The organism is Micromonospora ferruginea, from assembly GCF_013694245.2.
Taxonomy (GTDB): Bacteria; Actinomycetota; Actinomycetes; order Mycobacteriales; family Micromonosporaceae; genus Micromonospora; species Micromonospora robiginosa.
The window spans coordinates 1,414,911-1,434,191 of sequence record NZ_CP059322.2 but is presented as its reverse complement, the minus strand read 5'-3'; the positions used below and the strand labels follow the sequence as shown (position 1 = coordinate 1,434,191).

The 19,281-nt window shown below is 75.2% G+C and carries 17 protein-coding genes; 6 read left to right on the top strand and 11 right to left on the bottom strand.

Translation table 11 applies throughout. The features are described from left to right. Positions 1–198 precede the first annotated feature (198 nt). The 5 genes from H1D33_RS06275 to H1D33_RS06255 are packed head-to-tail and all read right to left on the bottom strand — an operon-like array spanning position 199 to position 6,228. Complete coding sequence (locus H1D33_RS06275) at positions 199–1,224, bottom strand: aminotransferase class I/II-fold pyridoxal phosphate-dependent enzyme (RefSeq protein ID WP_246411608.1); 1,026 nt, start codon at positions 1,222–1,224, stop codon at positions 199–201. A 6-nt stretch (positions 1,225–1,230) separates the two neighbouring features. Beyond that, a complete protein-coding gene (locus H1D33_RS06270) occupies positions 1,231–2,499 on the bottom strand; it encodes an FAD-dependent oxidoreductase (protein ID WP_181568973.1) in 1,269 nt (422 codons plus the stop codon). Then, positions 2,496–4,196: a prenyltransferase/squalene oxidase repeat-containing protein gene (locus tag H1D33_RS06265; RefSeq protein WP_181568974.1), complete on the bottom strand. Its 1,701-nt coding sequence runs from the start codon at positions 4,194–4,196 to the stop codon at positions 2,496–2,498. The genes H1D33_RS06270 and H1D33_RS06265 overlap by 4 nt, the downstream gene beginning before the upstream one ends. Beyond that, a complete protein-coding gene (locus H1D33_RS06260; protein WP_181568975.1) occupies positions 4,193–5,212 on the bottom strand; it encodes a UbiA family prenyltransferase in 1,020 nt (339 codons plus the stop codon). Before H1D33_RS06260 ends, H1D33_RS06265 begins: the two co-directional genes overlap by 4 nt. Beyond that, on the bottom strand, positions 5,209–6,228 hold the full coding sequence (locus H1D33_RS06255; RefSeq protein WP_181568976.1) for a polyprenyl synthetase family protein: 1,020 nt from the start codon (positions 6,226–6,228) through the stop codon (positions 5,209–5,211). Before H1D33_RS06255 ends, H1D33_RS06260 begins: the two co-directional genes overlap by 4 nt. A gap of 218 nt (positions 6,229–6,446) precedes the next feature. Between H1D33_RS06255 and H1D33_RS06250 the strand changes: the two genes are divergently transcribed. Continuing rightward, positions 6,447–6,863 (top strand): DUF1801 domain-containing protein, encoded by a 417-nt coding sequence (locus tag H1D33_RS06250; RefSeq protein ID WP_181568977.1) that lies wholly within the window; start codon positions 6,447–6,449, stop codon positions 6,861–6,863. 14 nt (positions 6,864–6,877) lie between these two features. Here the strand turns inward: H1D33_RS06250 and H1D33_RS06245 are convergent, their stop codons facing one another. Continuing rightward, positions 6,878–7,894: a methyltransferase gene (locus H1D33_RS06245; protein ID WP_246411609.1), complete on the bottom strand. Its 1,017-nt coding sequence runs from the start codon at positions 7,892–7,894 to the stop codon at positions 6,878–6,880. Positions 7,895–8,052: 158 nt separating this feature from the next. On the opposite strand from H1D33_RS06245, the gene H1D33_RS06240 reads away from it, so the two are divergent. Further along, positions 8,053–8,916, top strand: a complete 864-nt coding sequence (locus tag H1D33_RS06240) for a TauD/TfdA dioxygenase family protein (protein ID WP_181568978.1) — start codon at positions 8,053–8,055, stop codon at positions 8,914–8,916. Positions 8,917–8,922: 6 nt separating this feature from the next. Here H1D33_RS06240 and H1D33_RS06235 read toward each other — a convergent pair whose 3' ends face one another. After that, the gene (locus H1D33_RS06235; protein WP_181568979.1) at positions 8,923–10,095 is read right to left on the bottom strand and encodes a cytochrome P450; all 1,173 of its coding nucleotides are present in this window, start codon (positions 10,093–10,095) and stop codon (positions 8,923–8,925) included. A gap of 155 nt (positions 10,096–10,250) precedes the next feature. Here H1D33_RS06235 and H1D33_RS06230 point away from each other — a divergent pair, with 155 nt between their 5' ends. Together H1D33_RS06230 and H1D33_RS06225 are read left to right on the top strand one after the other, a co-directional pair. Further along, a complete protein-coding gene (locus H1D33_RS06230; protein ID WP_181568980.1) occupies positions 10,251–11,420 on the top strand; it encodes a nucleotide disphospho-sugar-binding domain-containing protein in 1,170 nt (389 codons plus the stop codon). 21 nt (positions 11,421–11,441) lie between these two features. Then, positions 11,442–12,650 (top strand): cytochrome P450, encoded by a 1,209-nt coding sequence (locus H1D33_RS06225; protein ID WP_181568981.1) that lies wholly within the window; start codon positions 11,442–11,444, stop codon positions 12,648–12,650. Between the two features lie 15 nt (positions 12,651–12,665). Here the strand turns inward: H1D33_RS06225 and H1D33_RS06220 are convergent, their stop codons facing one another. Beyond that, complete coding sequence (locus H1D33_RS06220; protein ID WP_181568982.1) at positions 12,666–14,072, bottom strand: condensation domain-containing protein; 1,407 nt, start codon at positions 14,070–14,072, stop codon at positions 12,666–12,668. 66 nt (positions 14,073–14,138) lie between these two features. Here H1D33_RS06220 and H1D33_RS06215 point away from each other — a divergent pair, with 66 nt between their 5' ends. Then, the gene (locus tag H1D33_RS06215) at positions 14,139–15,095 is read left to right on the top strand and encodes a 4'-phosphopantetheinyl transferase family protein (protein ID WP_246411610.1); all 957 of its coding nucleotides are present in this window, start codon (positions 14,139–14,141) and stop codon (positions 15,093–15,095) included. 2 nt (positions 15,096–15,097) lie between these two features. Continuing rightward, complete coding sequence (locus H1D33_RS06210; protein ID WP_181568983.1) at positions 15,098–16,420, top strand: glycosyltransferase family 2 protein; 1,323 nt, start codon at positions 15,098–15,100, stop codon at positions 16,418–16,420. 11 nt (positions 16,421–16,431) lie between these two features. On the opposite strand, the gene H1D33_RS06205 is transcribed toward H1D33_RS06210, so the two are convergent. The 3 genes from H1D33_RS06205 to H1D33_RS06195 are packed head-to-tail and all read right to left on the bottom strand — an operon-like array spanning position 16,432 to position 19,256. Beyond that, positions 16,432–17,673 (bottom strand): beta-ketoacyl-[acyl-carrier-protein] synthase family protein, encoded by a 1,242-nt coding sequence (locus H1D33_RS06205; protein ID WP_246411611.1) that lies wholly within the window; start codon positions 17,671–17,673, stop codon positions 16,432–16,434. A 14-nt stretch (positions 17,674–17,687) separates the two neighbouring features. After that, entirely contained in the window at positions 17,688–17,948 is a 261-nt protein-coding gene (locus H1D33_RS06200; RefSeq protein WP_181568984.1) for an acyl carrier protein, read from the bottom strand. A gap of 39 nt (positions 17,949–17,987) precedes the next feature. Next, a complete protein-coding gene (locus tag H1D33_RS06195) occupies positions 17,988–19,256 on the bottom strand; it encodes a cytochrome P450 (RefSeq protein WP_181568985.1) in 1,269 nt (422 codons plus the stop codon). Positions 19,257–19,281 lie beyond the last annotated feature (25 nt).

Genomic DNA, 19,281 nt, shown 5'->3' with positions numbered 1-19,281 from the left:
GACAGCGGATGATCGAGAGAGAAGCACCACGGTCGGAATGGGTGCCGGAGCTGGCGAAACAGATCATCCGGCGACACTGGATCTTGGGCTACTGCCGTCGGTGCCTGGACAGGGCAGGCGAATGCCCGTCCCTGGGCTGGGCGCGGGAGCGCTTCCGGGCACGGCGGCTGGCGGGCACCGTCCGGGGTGAGCGCTGAGTCAGAGACCTTCGGCGAGCGCGGCCCGGACGAACGCGAGCAGCCGGTCGTTCGCCTCGTCCGAGCCGACCGTGATCCGCACCCCCGCGCCGGGCAGCGCCATCACCAGGATCCCGGCCGCCCGGGCGCGGTCGGCGAACGACACCGCCCCCTCCCCCAGCGGCAGCCACACGAAGTTCGCCTCGCTCGGCGCCACGGTGACCCCGAGACCGCGCAGCGCGCCGATCAGGCGGGTCCGGGCCGCCACCAGTTCCGTGCAACGGCGGGTCAGCTCCGGCGTCACGTCCGGCGACAGGCTGGCCACGGCGGCGGCCTGGGCGAGCGCGTTCGGGAAGAACACCGCGCCGGTCAGCGCCGCCGCCCGGGTCAGCCGGGGCGGCACCACGGCGTAGCCGATCCGCAGCGCGGCCAGCCCGTACGCCTTGGAGAAGGTGCGCAGCACGCAGACGTTGTCGTAGGCCCGGTACAGCTCCATCCCGTCCGGCGCGTCGGGGTCGGTGACGAACTCCCGGTACGCCTCGTCCACGATGACCGGCACGTCGGCCGGGATCCGGTCGAGGAACGCGCGGACCTCGTCGCGGCGTAACGCGGCCCCGGTCGGGTTGTTCGGGTTGCACAGCAGCACGCACCGGGTCCGCTCGGTCACCGCGTCCGCCATGGCGGGCAGGTCGTGGCCGTACCCGTCCATCGGCACCGGCACCGCGCGGGCGCCCGCGTTGCCGATGATCAGCGGGTAGCCCTCGAAGGACAGTGCCGCGTGCACGACCTCCGGCCGGGGTCCGAGCGACTGCACCAGGTGCTGGCACAGGCCGGCCGAGCCGGGGCCGACCAGGATCCCCTCCGGTCCCACCCCGAGTCGCGCGGTCAGCGCGGACACCAGGGCCGACGAGGTGCGGTCCGGATACCGCTGGAGGGCGGCGGCGCCGTCGGCGACGATCCGCCGGATGCCGGGCAGCGGCGGGTACGGCGTCTCGTTCATCGACAGGTCGGCCGGGGGGTGGGTGCCGACGGCACTGGTAGGGGTCATGGTCGCTCACCTCTCCGACGGGGCCGGGGCGGACGGGGCGTGGGCGTGCCGGTCGGCGAGCAACCCGAGTTGGTGCAGCCGGTCGACGAGCGACAGGGGTCGCACGTCGGTGCCGGAGAGGTTGCCGGCGGTGAGCCCGAGCAGTCGGGGGTTGGCGGCGGTGCGGCGCATCATCCGCCCGCCGAGCAGCTTCGGCAGCCCGGTGACACTGGTGATCATGCGGGAGGCGTTGTGGCTGACGGTGGCGACGTGGTCGAGGCGGGACCGGCGCGCGGCCTGGTAGGCGCGCAGCGCCCGGTCCACCGCGTCGGGTTCCGGCGTCCCGCCCTCGGCCGCCAGCGTGGCGGCCAGCGTCTCGGCGTCGCCGAGGGAGCTGTTGACGCCCTGCGCCGCCATCGGGTGCACCGCGTGGGCGGCCTCGCCGAGCAGCGCGAGGCCGGGCACGGTGAGGCGGGCGGCGCGCAGCCGGTAGACCGCGAGGAGTTGGCGGCGGTGCAGGCTGGCCCGGATCGCCGGCTCCAGCGGGCGGATCGCCGGCACGTCGGCGAGCAGCCGGTCGCACCACGGACCCAGGTCGGCCCGGCCCCGGAACTCGTCCGGCGTCACCTGTACGTAGAGGCGGCACCGTCCGCCGGGCAGCGGGTAGACCAGGCACAGGCCCCGGCCGGTGCGGTAGGCGGTCACCTCGTCGGTCACCTCGGCGCCGGCCACGTCGAACGCGACCAGGCCGTGCGGGTACTCGCGGCGCTCGACCGCGACGCCGGCCGCCCGGCGCAGCGGCGAGGACATGCCGTCGGCGGCCACCACCAGCGCCGCCGGGACGTCCTGCTCACCGCCGTCGCCGGTGACCCGGACGCCGGTGACCCGCCCGCCGTCGTCGCGCAGCAGGCCGGTCACCCGCCGGCCCCAGCGCAGGTCCACCGGGTCGGGCAGCCCGTCGGCGAGCACGGCGCGCAGGTCGCCGTAGTCGGCGCAGAGGATCTCCCGGTACGCGCCGGGCAGGCCGGCGTAGTCCAGGCAGAGCAGCGGCTCGCCGGACGGGTCCCGGATGGCCAGCCGCCCGACCGGGCGCGCGCCGGTGGCCCGCAGCGCGTCGAGCGTGCCCCAGGTGTCGAGGATGCGGACCGTCTCGGGTTGCAGGATCTCGCCCTTGGCGATCGACGCGGGGGTGCGTTGCCGGTCGAGTACCAGCACCCGCAGCCCGAGCGCGCCGAGCGCGCGGGCGCTCGCCAGGCCACCCGCGCCGGCGCCCACCACCACGACGTCGGCGCTCATCGGGTCACCGCCCCGGGGGCGACGTCGGGGCGGCCGGCGGCGGTACGGCGGTGTTCGCCGAGCGCCCGCAGCGCGAGCGCCTGGGTGATCACCGCGTTGGGGTAGCGCATGTGGTGGCGGATGTAGTTGCACACCCGGGTCGCCGGCCAGCCGCCGTCCGGGCCGGCGGCCGCCACCAGCCAGGCGACGCCCCGGTCGGTGGCCGTCCGGGCCTCGGGGTCGCCGGTGGCGAGCAGCCCCTGGACGGCCCAGGCGGTCTCCTCCACCGAGCCGGCGGTGCCGTCGCCGGGTCCCCACGAGCCGTCCGGGAGCTGGGTGTCGCGCAGCCACCGGGCCGCCCGGCGGACCACGTCGTGCCGGGCGTGCCCGACGCGTGACAGCGCCGCCACCACCACCGCGGTCCCGGAGGTGTGGTCGCGGTACCAGAGGTTCTCGAAGGTGCCGTCCGGCGCGGCCCGGGTCAGCAGCCAGGCCGCCGCCCGCGCGATCGCCGGGTGGTCGTCGGGGCGGCCGGCCTCGTGCAGGGCGAGGATCGCCTGGCTGGTGATGGCCGGGCACGGCCCGTCGTTGGCGAGCCGGGTGTCGCGGACCCACAGGCTCCACGAGCCGCGGCTGTCCTGCCGCCCGGTCAGCCAGTCCAGGCCGGTACGCAGGACCGGATCGGCGTCGGCGTCGGGGTAGCCGGCGAGCGCGGACAGGATCTCGGCGGACTCCAGCGTCACCGGCCAGCCGCCCACGTTGGAGTAGCTCCAGCCGCCCGGCGGCACGTCCAGCACCTCGAACGCGGCCGGTTTCTGGGTGGCGTGGAAGAACTCGCGGGTGGCGCGCAGCCGGGGGTCGGCCGCGTACCCGGCGGCGATCAGGCCGGTGACCGCGTAGCCGGAGCGGGTCAGGTCGAGGTTGGTCACGGCGTCCCAGGCCCCGTCGAGGCGGACCGCGCGGCGCAGCCAGCCGACCACGGCGGCGGCGATGTCCGGGGCCTCCCCGCTGCGGGCCAGGCCGAGCAGCACCAGCGCGGCGGGCCACGGGTCCTCGCTGAGCGCGCCGGTGCGTCCCTCGTGGTCGAAGACGGAGCGCAGCAGCCGTACCGCCACCGGCCGGGCCCGGCGCAGCGTGGCGCGGCGCAGGCGGCCGGTGGGCAGCAGGTCGGCCTGCATCAGGGCGAGACCGACGAACGGGGTGGTGCGGAACGACAGGCGCCTGCGGCGGACCCGGTCGAACAGGACGATCTCCAGGGGCAGCCGGCGCAGCGGGCCGGCCTCGGCGGTCAGCCCGGCCATGGTCAGGAGTTGGCGGCACAGCAGTGCGATGGCCCGGTCGGTGACCGCGTCGACCCCGCCCATGGCGGCGAGCCGGGCCCGTCCGGCCGCGACCGCCTCGGCGCCGGCGGCCGGTGCGCCGAGCGCCAGCGCGGCGACCGCGACGGCGGTGGGCACGACCTCGCTCGGCGCGCCGACGACGCCACCCCAGCCGCCGTCGTCGTGTTGCTGGCGGAGCAGCCACTCGACGCCGGCGTCGACCAGGTCGGCGCTGCCGGCCGGGTCGGCGGCGTGCAACGCGGCCACCGCGCCGGCGGTGCCGAGCACCGAGGCGGGCGGGTCGTCGGTGAAGACGCCGTCGGCGCGCCGGCGGCGCAGCAGCGCCTCGGCGCCGGCGGTGATCGCCGTCGCGACGGCCTCCGCGGTCACAGCGGTCATGGCGCGTCCTCCAGGGGCACTCGACGGTGGGTGGCCAGGGCGAGGCCGGCGCTCGCCGGGCCGAGTTCGTAGCGGGCCCGCATCCCGCGCTGCGCCCACCAGGTCAGCGCGACCATCGGCAGCGCGAGCACGAGTTGCACGACCACGCCGAGGCCGAGCCCGACCACCGCCGAGGCCAGCACCACCCGCTCGACGACCAGGACGGAGTGGGCGCGCAACGCCACCGTGACCGGCATCCCGCCGCGGCGGGTCACCAGCGGCGCGAGCGCGGCGACGCCGGTGACCGCGACCACCAGCAGGGTCGCCAGGTAGGCGGCGCGGGCGTCGGGTCGGGCCAGCAGGCCGGCGGTGAGCGCGGCGCCGAGCGTGACGGCGTGCAGCGTCACGACGGTCCGGACGGCGACCGGTACGCCCCGGCGGACCGGCAGCGTCGCGTATCCGCCCGCGCGGTCGCCGTCGATGTCGCGCAGCGCGCCGACCAGGTTGGACATCGTGTCGTGCGCCCAGAAGGCGACGGCCAGCGCCAGCAGGACCGGCCACGCCGACGACGGGATCGGGACGGCGAGCGCGCCGTAGAGCAGCGCGACCGCGCCGAGCGCGCCGCGGACCAGGTTGCCGGCGATCCCGCGCGCCTTGAGCCAGCGGCTGTAGGCGACGATGCCGACGCCGGCCAGCAGCGCCGCCGTCCCGGTGCCCCAGCCACCCGCCACCGCCAGCACGGCGAGCACGGCGAAGCAGGCGCAGCCGCAGGCCACCGCCGTCCGTGCGCGCAACCGGTCGGACGGGATCGGCCGGTGCGGCTTGCTGCCGGCGTCCAGTTCCCGGTCGAACCAGTCACCGAGGTAGTGGCCGCCGAGCCAGCCGACGGTGGGCGCGGCCCACGCCGACAGCAGTCGCCACGGATGGTGCGGGCCGGCGGCCACCGCCGCGCCGCCCAGGCCGACCAGCCCCACGTACCAGAGGGTGTAGGGCCGCCAGGTCTCCAGGTGCGCCCGCAGTGCCCGGGCGGCACTCACGCCATCTCGCTCGTCATCCAGCCCGCGATGCCGGCCAGCACGTCCGCGCTCGCCGACGGGGCGAGCACGGTCAGTTCGGCCCGGGCGCGTTCGGCGTGCGTCACCATCCGCCGGTGGGCCTTCTCGACCGCGTCGGCGTCGCGGAGCAGCGCGCCGACCCACTCCACGTCGCCGGGGCCGGCGCCGCGCCGGTGCAGCACCGCCATCAGCTCGACCCGGTCGGTGTCGGTGGCCGCGTCGTACGCCAGCAGCAGCGGCAGCGTCGGCCGGCCGTTGTTGAGGTCGCTGGTCGCCGGCTTCCCGGTCTGCTCCGGGGTGGCGACGTAGGAGAGCAGGTCGTCGCGGATCTGGAACGCGACGCCGAGGTGTTCGCCGTAGCGGGCGAGCGCGGACGCCACGGCCGGTTCGGCGCCGCCGAGCAGCGCGCCGATGTGGCAGACCGCGCGGAACAGCGACCCGGTCTTGAGGCGGATCATCTCCGGGTACCAGCGGGCGCCGGCGTCCAGGTCGCCGACGAGACCGGCCTCGATCGACTGGCCGCGGCACAGGTCCTGTCCCGCCTCGGCCAGCGCGGTGATCGCGGCGACCACGTGGCCGGGCGGCGCCGCGGCGCCGCTGTCGGCGATGGCCCGGAACGCGGTGAAGATGAGGTGGTCGCCGCCGACGATGGCGCCCGGGATGCCGAACGCGACCGGGACGGCGGGACGGCCGCGGCGCATCGTGTCGGCGTCGATGATGTCGTCGTGCACGAGCGTCGCGACGTGCAGGTATTCCGTGCCGAGCGCGGCGGCGAGCACGTCGCGGGGTGATCCGCCCACCGCCTCGGCCGCGTGCAGCGTCATCATCGGCCGGAGCAGCTTGCCCGCCGGCAGCAGCGCGTAGCGGGCGATCGCGGTGAGCGGGTCGGTGGTCTCCGGCCAGCGGCGGCCGAGTTCGGCGTGCAGCAGCCGCCCCGATTCGCTTCGGGCCAGGTCGTCGATGAAGTGCGGATATCGCGTGAAGCCAGCAACCGTCATGACGCGTCGACCCTTTCGCGAGGGATCGGCTAGTCGCCATGCGAGACGTTACCGGCCGGAACTCCCGCGAACAACCATTGATAAATGCGTCAATTCATGGGTGGCCACCAATGCAATGACGATATTCTTCGGCAAATTGGCCGATGCGCAGCCAAATGAGCCTTTCCGACCCAGGTCGGCCGCCGCCGGTTGTCGGACCCGGCTGGCACCATGGGCGCATGACGCGAGCGAAGGGGCCGGTCACCGTGCCGGTCGACACGAATGTCGACGACTTCCTGGCGACGGTCCCCGACGCCCGACGGCGGGCCGACGCGCAACGACTCCGGGTCGTCCTTGCGGAGGTCTCCGGCGAGCCACCGGTCATGTGGGGCCCGAACATCGTGGGCTTCGGCAGCCATCGCGGCCCGACGGGCGACTTCTTCCTGGTCGGCTTCTCGCCGCGCAAGCAGAATCTCGTGCTCTACCTGGCCGGTGGCTACGCCGAGCGGCACGCCGAGACGCTCGCCCGGCTCGGCCCGCACCGGACGGCGAAGGCGTGCCTCTACCTGACCCGGCTCGACGCGGTCGACGAGGGCGTCCTCCGGGAGCTGGTCGACGCGTCCGTGCGGGAGCGCCGGGGCACCGACCGCGCATAGCGCTCCGGCGGCGGTCAGCGCGCGGGCGCGAACTCCATCAGGGTGAGGCCGTCGGTGCCGGCGAAGGTGCGCCGGGGTGCCAGGCCGGCGGTGGCGGCCAGCGCCGCGTGCTCGGCCACGCTCCGCTCCCGGCCGCCCACCAGCACCAGCATCCGCAGGTCGTAGGCGGACAGGTGCGGCACGTGCGGGACCGTCGGCAGCACCTCGATGACCAGCACCCGCCCGGCGTCGCCGGCCGCCTCGGCGCAGCGCCGCAGGATCGTCGTGGCGTGCGTGTCGCTCCAGTCGGTCAGCGCGCGCGACACCACGTAGACGTCGCCGCCGGCCGGCAGCGGGGCGAAGAAGTCACCGACCACGGTCTCGGTCCGGTCGGTGAGGCCGTGCGCGGCGAACGTCCGGGCGGCGGTCGCCACCGGCTCGTCGCGGTCGACGAGCGTGCCACGCAGGTGCGGGTGCGCGGCCAGCACCTCCCGCAGCAGTCCGCCGGCGCCGCCGCCGACGTCGACGACGCGCGTCACCTCGGCCCAGGGGTAGAGCGCGGCCACCTGCGGCGCAGTGAACCGCTGCTGGCTGAGCATCAGCGCGTCGAAGTAGGCGCGGTGCTCCGGGTGGGCGTCCAGGTCGGCCCAGAAGTCGCGCCCGTGCACCGCGCCGTAGCCGGGTCCGCCGGTGCGGATGGCGTGCGGCAGCCCGGCCCAGGCCAGGTCCATCCGCGCGCCGAGACCGCCGAGGTCCAGGTCGGCGCCGCGCCCGCCGCCGGCGCGGTCGCGGAGCAGTTCGCCGACGCCGGTCAGCGCGAACACCTCCGGCGACGGCTCGACGAAGACGCCCCGGTGGGTCAGGTAGCGCAGCAGGCGGCCCAGCGCGGCGGGGTCGACGTCGCACGCCTCGGCCAGCTCGGCGAGGCCGGTGACGCCGGACGCGATCCGGTCCGGCACCCGCAGCGTCACCGCGGTGCGCACCGCGAACGGGGTCGCCAGGTCGGTGAGCCGGTCCAGGCGCGCGCCCGCATCGTCCCCGTCGATCGTCACCAGCGTCCTCCCCCGCGCGCCGGCCGGGACCGCCGCCCCGGCGCAGTGGATGATCCCAAGCCCTCGGCGGGCGCGTCAACGACGACGGTGGTGAGGACATTCACGAACGTGGAAGAATGTGCGGACGGGGCGCCGCGCGCAGACCGGGAGGACCATCGATGACCACTTCCACCGCCGCCGACGTCCGGCTCGTCGCGGGCGCCCTGGGCGCCGAGGTCCACGGCATCGACCTCAACACGTTGACCGACGACGGTTTCGCGCTGATCCACGACCTGCTGCTGAAGCACCAGGTGGTGTTCGTCGCCGGCCAGGCCGGGCTGACGCCGCAGGCGCACGTCGCGTTCGGTCGCCGCTTCGGCGAGGTCGAGCTGCACCCCTACCTGCCCCGGTTGGAGGGGCATCCGGAGATCGTGGTCATCGACTCGACCGACGGCGGGAAGGTGGACGTCTGGCACACCGACATGACGTTCCACCAGAGCCCGCCGATCGCGTCCATCCTGCACCTGACCGAGCTGCCGGCGGTCGGCGGCGACACCATGTGGACCAACCAGTGCCGGGTCTACGAGGCGCTCTCCGCGCCGCTGCGTGACCTGGTCGACGGGCTGACCGCGATCCACGTCATCCGGATCGGCACCGAGTTCACCAGCCGCGCGGAGCACCCGGTGGTGCGCGTGCACCCGGAGACCGGGCGCCGGTCGCTGTACGTCAACCGGCTCTTCACCTCGCACATCCCGCAACTGACCCGCGGCGAGAGCGACGCGTTGCTGGAACACCTGTTCCGGTTCTCCGAGGGCCCGCAGTTCACCTGCCGCTACCGCTGGCGGGTGGGCGACGTCGCGGTGTGGGACAACCGGGTCACCCAGCACTACGCGATCAACGACTACGACGGCGTCCGGCGCGGGCAGCGGATCACCGTGCTCGGCGACCACCCGACCGGCGACGCGCCCCGGTGGGAGCACTACGCCCCGGCCCCGGGCGAGCGCTACTGGCCGGACCGGGTCAACGCGGTGGAGAGCTACTGACCGCCGTCACCAGGTGATCGGGAACGCGGCGATGCCGCCGTTCATCCGGTCGTGCCGCCACGGGATCTCCTCGATCGGCACGGCCGGCGCCAGCTCCGGCATCCGGCCCAACAGCGCGCCCAGGGCCAGTTCCACCTGCATCCGGCCCAGCGCGGTGCCGAGGCAGAAGTGCGGCCCGAAACCGAAGGTCAGGTGCGGCACGGTCGGTGTCCGGTCGATGTCGAACGTGTTGGGCTCGGGGAAGTGCCGGGGGTCGCGGTTGCCGGCCCACGGGATCGCCATCACGCAGTCACCGGCCCGCATCGCGACGCCGCCGAGGGTGAGGTCCTCGCGCACCACCTGGACGCGGAACATGCTGCTCACCGACGTGTAGCGCAGGATCTCCTCGGTGGCCGCGGCGAGCTTCTCCGGCGCCGCGCGCAGCTTCGCCAACTGCTCGGGGTGCTGGAACAACGCGCGCAGGCCGGCGCTCGTGGCGTTGATCTCCAGGCCGCCGAGCAGCACGCCCATGGCCAGCTCGACCAGCTCGGCGTCGACCAGCTCGTGCGCGTCCTGGCCGCGGACCCACGCGGAGAGCAGGTCGTCGCCGGGTTCGGCCCGCTTGCGCGCCAGTTGCCCGGACAGGTAGGCCCGCAGTTGCGCCTGCGCGTCGGCGGCGCCGGCCGAGCCGTACGCGGTGACCGAGTTGAGGCCGGCGATCCAGTCGTAGAAGCGGGGGCGGTCGGCGACCGGGACGCCGAGCACGTCGCAGACCACGAACACCGGCAGCGGCGCCACCAGCCCGGCCACCACGTCGGCCGGGCGGGGACCGGTGAGCAGCTTGTCGACCAACTCGTCCACCAGCCGCCGCACCCGGGGTCGGAACGTGTCGATGCGGCGGGCGGTGAACGCGCGGCCGGCCACCCGGCGCACCGCCGCGTGCGCCGGACCGTCCATGTTCAACTCGCGCGGGCCGCCGGCGCCGGGCGTGGTGGTCGCGCCGAGCGGGAGCCGGGAGAACCGGGGGTCGGCCAGGACCGTGCAGCAGTGCTCGTAGCTGAGCACGAGCCAGGCCGCCCGCCCGTCGGGCAGCCGCACCCGGCTGACCGGCTCGGCGACGACCATGTCGAGCAGCTCGGCGGGCAGGTCACCGGTGAACGGTTCGAACGGATAGGGGCGCAACCCGGAATTGACCGGCACCGGTCAAGACTCCACCACCGTTAGCCGGTCGTCAATATCTATTGACGGCGTCGGTGGCCTTCCCCGACCGGACGCCCATCGCCTAACATCTGTGGTCCGGGACTGCCCTTTCGCGCGCGGATTGGTGGGATTTGACGGCGGCCTTGCGCATTCTGATGTCCACGTGGGGTTGGCGTTCGCATTTCTACGGCCTGGTTCCGTTGGGCTGGGCGTTGCAGGCGGCCGGGCACGAGGTGCGGGTGGCCAGCCACCCGTCGATGGTCACGCCGATCAGCACCGCCGGGCTCGCCGCCGTGCCGCTGGGCGCGGACGTCGACTTCGCAGAGGCGTTCGCCGGCCGGATCGGCGCGGTGGGCGACCTGGACCGGCCGGGCGCCCCACCGGCGGGCGCCCTCGAACCGGCGATCACCGCCGACGGCGGAGTGGTCCGGTTCGCCGACGCCCTGCTCGACGAGCTGGTCGCGTACGGCCGCCGGTGGCGACCGGACCTGCTGGTCTGGGAACCGTTCAACCTGGCCGCGCCGGTGGCCGCCGCCGCGCTGGGTGTGCCCGGGGTGCTGCACCTGTGGGGGCCGGACTCCTCGGTGACGCTGCGCCTGGACCCGGAGTCGGTGCTCGGGCCGCTCGCCGCCCGCTTCGGGCTCGCCGCCACCGACGTGGCGCTGCACGGCGACCTGACGCTCGACCCGGCGCCGCCACCGATGCAGGTGCCGCTGGCCGGTCCCGCCCGGCCGGTGCGCTTCGTCCCGTACAACGGTGCGGCCGTACTGCCGCCCTGGCTGCACGGCCCGGCGGCGCGGCCCCGGGTCTGCGTCACGGCCGGCACCATGATGGCCGGCGTCGGGCTGCACGACCGCCTCGACCTGTCCCGGGTCGTCCGGTCGGTCGCCGAGCTGGACGTGGAGGTCGTCGTGGTGGTCGAGCCGCGCCAGCGGCGCGGGCTGGACGCGTTGCCGGCGAACGTCCGGCTGGCCGACGCGCCGCTGGCGCTGCGGCTGGTGCTGCCGACGTGCGCGGCGATCGTGCAGCAGGGCGGCGCCGGCACCACCATGACCGCGCTCGCCCACGGCGTGCCGCAACTGGTCCTGCCGCAGGTGAGCGACCAGCACTTCAACGCCGAACGGCTGGCGGCCACCGGCGCCGGCACCTGGCTGGCGCCGGAGCGGGCCAATGGGCCCGCGTTGCGCGACGCGGTCGCCGAACTGGTCGGCGACGGCCCGGCGCGGGCCGCCGCGGCGGTGATGCGCGACCGGATCCATGCGCTGCCCAGCCCCGCCGAGGTGGTGCCGGCGCTGGCCGCGCTCGCCGCCCGCATCCCGACCTGACCGTCCGCAGAGGAGTCGCAGATGACGCAGCCGCCACCCGTCCGGTACCCGCTCGCGCCGGCTCCCACGATCTACCACCCGTCGCCGGACTACACCCGGCTGCGCGAGACCTGCCCGGTGGCCCGGGTCGAGCTGCCCGACGGGGCGTCGGCCTACCTCGCCACCCGGCACGCCGACGTCCGCCGGGTCTTCACCGACCACCGGTTCAGCCGGGCGGCGGCGGCCGGCCCCGACCGGCCGACCCGCGAACTCGGCTCGCTCGCCGAGGACTCCCTGATCGGCATGGACCCGCCCCGGCACACACTGATGCGCCGCGCGGTGTCGCACGCGTTCACCGTGCGGCGGGTGGAGGAGCTGCGGCCCACGGTGGCGGCGCTGGTGGCCGGGATGATCGACCGGATGGAGGCGGCCGGCCGCCCGGCCGACCTGATCACCCATCTCTCCGCGCCGCTGCCGCTGGTCGTGATCAGCAAGCTGTTCGGCATCCCCGAGCAGGACCGGGAGCGGGTCCGGCAGTGGTCCGACGCGCTGGTCGGCGACTGGGACGCCGACCCGGCGGCCCCGCTGGCCGCGCTGGACGCGTTCCACGAGATGATCGACGAGCGCCGCCGGCGACCCGGTGACGACCTGATGAGCGCGCTCATCGCCGCCTGGGACGAGCACGACGACCTCACCGAGCGGGAGCTGGTCTCGGTCACCGCCGGCATCTTCGTGGGCGGGCACGAGACCACCACCAACCAGCTCAACCTGTTCCTGCTCGTGCTGGCCCGGCACCCGGAGCAACTGGCCGGGCTGCGCGGCGACGACCCGGTCGCGGTCGCCCGGGCGGTCGAGGAGCTGTCCCGGTTCATCCAGCTCGGCGACAACGGGGTGCTGCTGCCCCGGGTCACCACCGAGGAGGTGGAGCTGGGCGGCGTACGCCTGCCGGCCGGTTCGGCGGTGATGCCGGCGATCGCCTCGGCCAACCGGGACGCGACGGTGTTCCCCGACGCGGACTCGCTCGACCTGGACCGGACGCACAATCCGCACCTGGCGTTCGGCGCGGGCCCGCACCACTGCCTCGGCGCGGCGCTGGCCCGGATGGAGTTGCAGGAGGCGCTGGGCGCCCTGCTGCGCCGGCTGCCCGGCCTGCGGCTCGCGGTCGACGAGTCGGAGCTGCGGTTCCGCCCGGGCCTGGTGGTTCGCAGCCTGGAGTCGCTGCCGGTGACCTGGGGTCCGGACGACAGGTGAGCGGCCCGGGGCCGGTCAGCCGCCGCAGGACCCGACCCGGGTCGGCGCGGCGGCGTCGAAGGCCGCCTCCACGGCCACCTCCTCGACGCCGCGCAGCACGCCCTCGGCCTGCGCCTCGGTGAAGCTCGCGAAGTCGAAGATGACCTGCAGCAGCACCGTGTCCGGATGGTCCTCGACGGTGATGAACGCCTGCTCGTGCAGGTGGTCCAGGGGGCCGTCCCAGGTCAGGAACGTCTCGGCCGCGCGCCGCCGGACCGCCGCCGGGGTCACCTCCTCGTCACGGACACCGTCCGCCGCCGCCGTCCGGGTGGTCACCCGGCGGTCGTTGATCCGGCAGGTGATCCGGGCCGGGTACCCGCGTTCGGCGTCCAGGGCCGCCTCGCGCTCCGCCAGCCGCGCCGGGTCGTAGTAGGCGTACATGCCGGCCGTCATCGAGGCCCGGCGGGCGCGCGAGACCACCTCGTCCACGGTCGTGTCGGCGGTGTCGACGGTCAGCACGCCGTTCTGGCTGAGCGGGGCGATGGCCTCGGCGAAGCCGGGCCGGAACCGGTTGCCCACGATGAGTTTCGCGGTGAGCGGGGTGACGCCGGTGGCCCGGCCGATCGCGACCGCGATGACCGCGAGCAGCACGCGCGAGGTGTCGGTGCGGGTCCGCCGGGCGATGGCCCGCACCGCCAGGTACGCCGCGGGCGAGCCGAATCGGCCGTGCCAGTACCGGTGGCCCTGCCGGCCGCCGCCGGGGGTGGGTTCGCCGAACGTCAGCGGCGGGATGGCCCGCAGGTGCGACGCCCAGTGGCGTACGGCCCGGTCGCTGACCGCGCGCAGCGGCGGCGTCGCCTCCCGCCGCCCGAGGTCGAGGAGTTGCACGGTGCGCGGGTCCCGGGTCCGGCGGACCGCCGGCGCGGCCAACCCGAGGTCGGCCAGGATCAGCGACGTGGCGGTGCCGTCCACCACGAGGTGGTCGAGGGTCAGCACCCGGTGCACCAGCGCGCCCCGGTGCCGGACCACCGCCATCCGCACCGACCAGTCCCGGTAGAGGTCGTAGGGGGTCAGCAGGCGGGTGTGGCCGAGCTGGTAGGCGAACGCCGCCACGTCGGCCGGGTCGGCGTCGTCGGGGACGTCCACCACGTCCAGGGCCGTCTCGCCGGTGGCCGCGACGACCTGGCACGGCTCGCCCCGCTCGTCGCGCCCCAGGCGCATCCGCAGGGCCGGGTGCCGGCTCATCAGGTCGGCCAGCTCGGCGGCCACCTGCTCGACGGTGACGCCGGCCGGCATCGGGTGCGCGCCGCTGACGTTGTGCGTCCAGCCGGTCTCCCGCATGTCCCGCAGGATCGCCTTCTGCCCCCAGGTCAGGGGCGCGGTGCCGGCACCCGGCCCGGCGAACGGAACGGGGACCTGCGCCTGGGCCGTCTGCGCCAACACCGGCCTATCAGAGCAATGCGCATCGGCGCGTGTCAACGTCCTCCCGGGGCCGTTAGGCTGCCGGGCATGCGGGACACCGTGCGGGTCTGGGTGGTGTCGGCCGGGGTGTCCCCGGCGGAGCTGGCCCGCTGCCGCGCGGTGCTCGACGCGACCGAACGCGCCCGCGCCGAGGCGCTCCGCGGCGCCGCGCTGCGGGACCGGTTCACGGTCGCGCACGGCGCGCTGCGGGTCCTCGCCGGCCGGGCGGCGGGCGTGCCGCCGCGGGCCCTCGTCTGGCGCCCGGGCCGCTACGGCCGCCCGGCGCTGACCGGAGCGCACGCCGGGCTGCACACGAGCCTGTCCTACTCGGGTGACCTGGTCGCGGTGGCGCTCGGCGCGGGCCGCCCGGTCGGGGTGGACGTTCAGCACCTCCCGCCGGGCCGGGACCCGGTGTCCCTGGCCGAGCGCTTCTTCCACCCCGAGGAGGCGCGGCACGTCGCCGGCGGCGTCGACGCCGCGCAGCGGGCGGCGCGGTGCACCCGGCTGTGGGTCCGCAAGGAGGCGGCGGTCAAGTGCGCCGGCGGTCGGCTCTGGCCCAACCTGGCCGTGCCGGTGCACGCGGGCGACGTCGTGGAGTGCGTCGAGCCGCCCGGCAGGATCCGCCTCGTCGACGTGCCGACGCCCGCCGGTTACCGGCTGGCGGTGGCCCTCGGCGGTGACGCCCCGTACGCGGTCGAGTTCTACCCGTTGACACTCGCCGATGTCCTTTGCTCTGATGAGTCCATGGTGGAGCCTGGGCGCGACGAGGTCGTCAAGAGCCTGACGGCGTTGCTGGAGCGGATGCTCCGGCCGGACGCTCCGATCGGCGAGGGCACCCAGTTGATGGACGAGCTGGGGCTCAGCTCCTCGCTCGCGCTGGAGCTGCTGCTGGAGCTGGAGGACGAGCTGGAGATCCAGATCGACGTGGAGGATCTGGACGAGGACCGGATGACCACCCTCGGCGACCTGGCGGACCACATCGTCGCCAACTCCACCCCCCGCTGACCATGCCGACTCAGGGCCGACCGAGCCTGAGCGTGGTGGTGCCGGCGCACGAGAACGGCGCCGCGCTCGACGCGACGTTGCACTCGCTCACCCGGCAGAGCCTGCCGCGCGACGACTTCGAGGTGATCGTCGGCGACGACGGCTCGGCCGTCCCGCTGGCCCCGGTCGCGGAGAAGTACGCCGACCGGCTGGCCGTCACCTGTGTCCGCAGCGAGCGCAACCGCGGGCGCAGCGCCAACCGCAACGCGGCGGCGGCCCGCGCCCGCGCCGACACGCTGATGTTCCTGGACGCCGACACGGTGGCGCATCCCCGGCTGCTGGAGCGGCACCGCGACTTCCACGCCGGACGCGCCGGGCGGCCCGGGGTGCTGCTCGGGCAGCGCTACGACCTGGACTGGGCCGGCGCGGACGCGCTGCGTCGCGGCGAGCCGGTCGGTCCGGAGATGCTCGACGCCGAGCGCGGCGACCCGCGCCTGGAGGACACCGCCCACCCGCAGCGGATGCGGGACTTCCCCCGCGCGCCCTGGGTGCTCGGGCTGACGCACAACGCCTCGGTCGACCACGAGTCGTTCCGGCGGGTCGGCGGCTTCGACGAGGCCATGGTCAAGTGGGGGTTCGAGGACCTCGACTTCTTCTACCGGGTCTTCCACCTGCACGGCGCGCCGGCCGAGCTGTTCCGGCTGGACGTGGACGCGTTCTCCTACCACCTGCCGCACTTCCGCCGGACCACCAACGGCCTGGCGTCCATGGACAACATGAAGTACCTGCTGCGCAAACACCTGCGCTACGACGTCGAGGTGCTGTACGCGATCAACACGTTCGGCCGGCACCTGGGCCGCATCCGGCTCTACGGCGACGCGATCGACGCGTACCGGCGGGGTGGGCTGGGGCAACCGGCCGCGCTGCCCGCCGCGCTGCGCGCCGAGCTGGCCACCAGCCGGGCCCTGGTGGTCGGCAACGGGGTGTCCACGCTGGAGCTGGGCGCCGGCTCGCACACCTTCGACCACGCGGCGCCGCCGGGCGAGACGAACTCGCACCTGCTCGGCACCGTGCTGCAGCAGTTCCGCACCGGCGCGCTGGACCTGATCGTCAACGTCGACCTGTGGCGGTGCCTGCTCCCCGACGACCTGCCGGCGTTCCTGACCCGGGGGCTGCTGAAGGCCGACCGGATCGAGCTGGTCGCCAGCCGCACCGACCTCGACCAGCGGACGCTGCTGCCGGTGCCGCTCGTCGCGGACCTGGACTACCTGGTCGACATGCTGGGCACGCACTTCGCCGTCGCGGTCGCGGCGCACGACGCCGCGACCGTCGTCACGGTGCGCTGAGCCGGGCGGGGTCAGCCGGCCGACGCGGCGTGCCCCAGCACGAGGCTCACGTTGTGGCCGCCGAAGCCGAACGAGTTGGACAGCACCACGTCCACCGCCACCGCGCGCGCCTGCTTGCGGACGTGGTCGACGTCGCCGCCCGGGTCCGGGTCGTCGAGGTTGTGCGTCGGCGGCAGCAGGCCGCGCCGCAGCGCCTCGACGCCGATGGCCGCCTCGATGACGCCGGAGACGCCGAGCATGTGCCCGGTGACGCCCTTGGTCGAGCTGAGCGGCGGCGGGTGCGCGCCGAAGACGTCGCGCAGCGCGGCCAGCTCGGCCGCGTCACCGGCCCGGGTGCTGGTGCCGTGCGCGTTGACGTAGCCGACGTCGTCGAGCCCCAGGCCGGCGTCGCGGACCGCCATCCGCATGCAGTGGGCCGCGCCGGCGCCGTCCGGGCGCGGGGTGGTCGGATGGTACGCGTCGTTGGTCGCGCCCCAGCCGAGCACGTCGGCGTGGCGGCGGGCGCCGCGCGCGGCGGCGTGCGCGGCGCGTTCCAGCACCAGGACGCCGGCGCCCTCGCCGAGGACGAGTCCGTTGCGGCGGCGGTCGAACGGGCGGCTCGCGGCGGTCGGGTCGGCCCAGTTGCGGGCCAGCGCGCGGGCGTTGCCGAACGCGTCGGCGAACGCCGGGAACAGCGGCGCCTCGGCGCATCCGGCGACGACGACGTCCGCGTCGCCGGCGCGCAGGATGCGCAGTCCTTCGCCGACCGACTGGGCGCCGGCCGCGCACGCCGTGCCGATCGACGAGGTGTAGCCGCGGATGCCGTGGGTGATGGCGATGCGCGCGGCGCCCATGTTCGGCAGCGTGCCGGGCAGCATGTACGGGCTGACCCCGAAGCGGCCCCGCTGCGCGCGTTGCAGGACCTGGTCGGCCAGGGTGGACAGTCCGCCGACGCCGGAGACGACGACGGCCACCCGGTAGGGGTCGACGTCGTGCCCGATCCGCAGGCCGGCGTCGGCCAGCGCGTCCGCGGCGGCGCGCAGCGCCATCACGATCGAGCGGTCCACCACGCGTGACTCCGGGCCGGGCAGCACGGTGGCCGGGTCGATCGCCGGGGCGAACGCCGCGACGTCGACCACGCCGTCGACCGGGTGCCCGGCCGGGGGCCGGGAGAGCCCGGAGCGGCCGTCGCACACCGCGTCGAACACCTCGGCGGCGGTCGCGCCGACCGGGCTGACCAGCCCGATGCCGGTGACCGTCACGCTCTCGCGCACGGTCGGCGCGCCGGTCAGAGCGCCGACGCCGGTTGGATGCGCTGGGCCACCGTGCGGGAGAACTCGCCGAGGGTCATCATGGCGAGCATCTCCGCCTCGTCGTCGTCGAACGCCACCCCGAACCGGTCCTCCACCCGGACCGCCAGCTCGGCCAGGCCGAGGGAGTCCACGTCGAGTCCGGCCGGGCCGAAGACGGTGTCGTCGTCGACGTCCTCGACGTCGTACTTCATCTCGGTCAGGGCGTCGAGAAGGAACGCGCGGATCTCATCGGTCATGGCCGGTGTGTCCTTTCCCCAGCGTGACATCGACCTTACTCAATCGGCATGGTTTGGCAAGGCGCCGATCGGCCGGTGCGACGCGGTCAGTCGGAGCGGAAGGTGGTCGTAGCCGCGCAGCATGAGCGCGCGCCGCTCGCCGGGCTCGGCGGCGAGCGCCAGCGCCGGGAAGCGTTCCAGCACGCGGGGCAGGACCAGCCGCCCCTCCGCCCGGGCCAGCGCCGCGCCGAAGCAGTGGTGCGGCCCGGCGCTGAACGCCAGGTGCCGGTTGTCCACCCGGAACGGGTCGAACGAGTCCGGGTCGGCAAAGCGGCGCGGATCCCGGTTGGCGGCGCCGGTCAGCACCACCACCGACCGGCCTGCCGGCACCGGCAGGCCGGCGACCTCGGTGTCCTCGGCGGCGTAGCGGACCGCGAAGTGCACCGGCGGCTCGTACCGGAGGATCTCCTCGACGTAGGCGGCGGCGAGCGAGGCGTCGGCGCGCAACGCGGCCAGCGCGCCGGGCCGGGCCAGGAGCAGGACCAGGCCGTTGCCGAGCAGGTTCGCGGTGGTCCGGAACCCGGCGTTGTACATGATGATCAGGTTGGCCAGCAGCTCGTCGGCGGAGAGCTGGTCGGGGTCGCGGTCCCGGATCCGCGCCAGCGCCGACACCAGGTCCTCGCGCGGGCGCGCCCGGCGCTCGGCCAGCAACCCGGTGAAGTACGCGGTCAGCTCCGTCGCCGCCACGTTCGCGGCGCGCACCTCCCGCATCGAGCGGCGGCCGATCTCGAGCACCGCGTCGAACGTGCGGACCCGGGCCGGGAACCACTGCCGGTCCCGCTCCGGCACGCCCAGCAGCTCGCCGACGACGTCGCTGGGCAGGGTGAGCGCGAACGCCTCCATGAAGTCGACCGGACGGCCGCCCGCGCCCGCCGCGGCGAGCCGGTCCAGCAGGCCGTCGGCGATCCGCACGATCGCCGGCTCCAGCGCGGTGACCCGGCGCGGGGTCAACGCCTGGCTGAACAGTTGCCGGATCCGCAGGTGGTCACCGGGCGCGGCGTTGAGCATGGACGTCTGGAGGATCCGGATCGCCGGGTGCGCGCGCCAGCGGACCCCGGCCCGGTCCAGGAACTCGGCGCCGAGCACCCGGAAGACCGGGTCGCGCAGCACCCGGTTGACCGCCGCCCAGCCGTGCACGACCAGGACGTGCGGCTCGGCCGGCCGCAGCGCGACCGCCTCCCCCATGGCGTGCAGCCGGGCGTAGAACGGGTACGGGTCGCGCCGCACCCGCGCGCCGAGCAGGTCGTCGAGGGAGATCGAGTCACCCATGGGCCGCTCCTCGTGGGGCATCGAC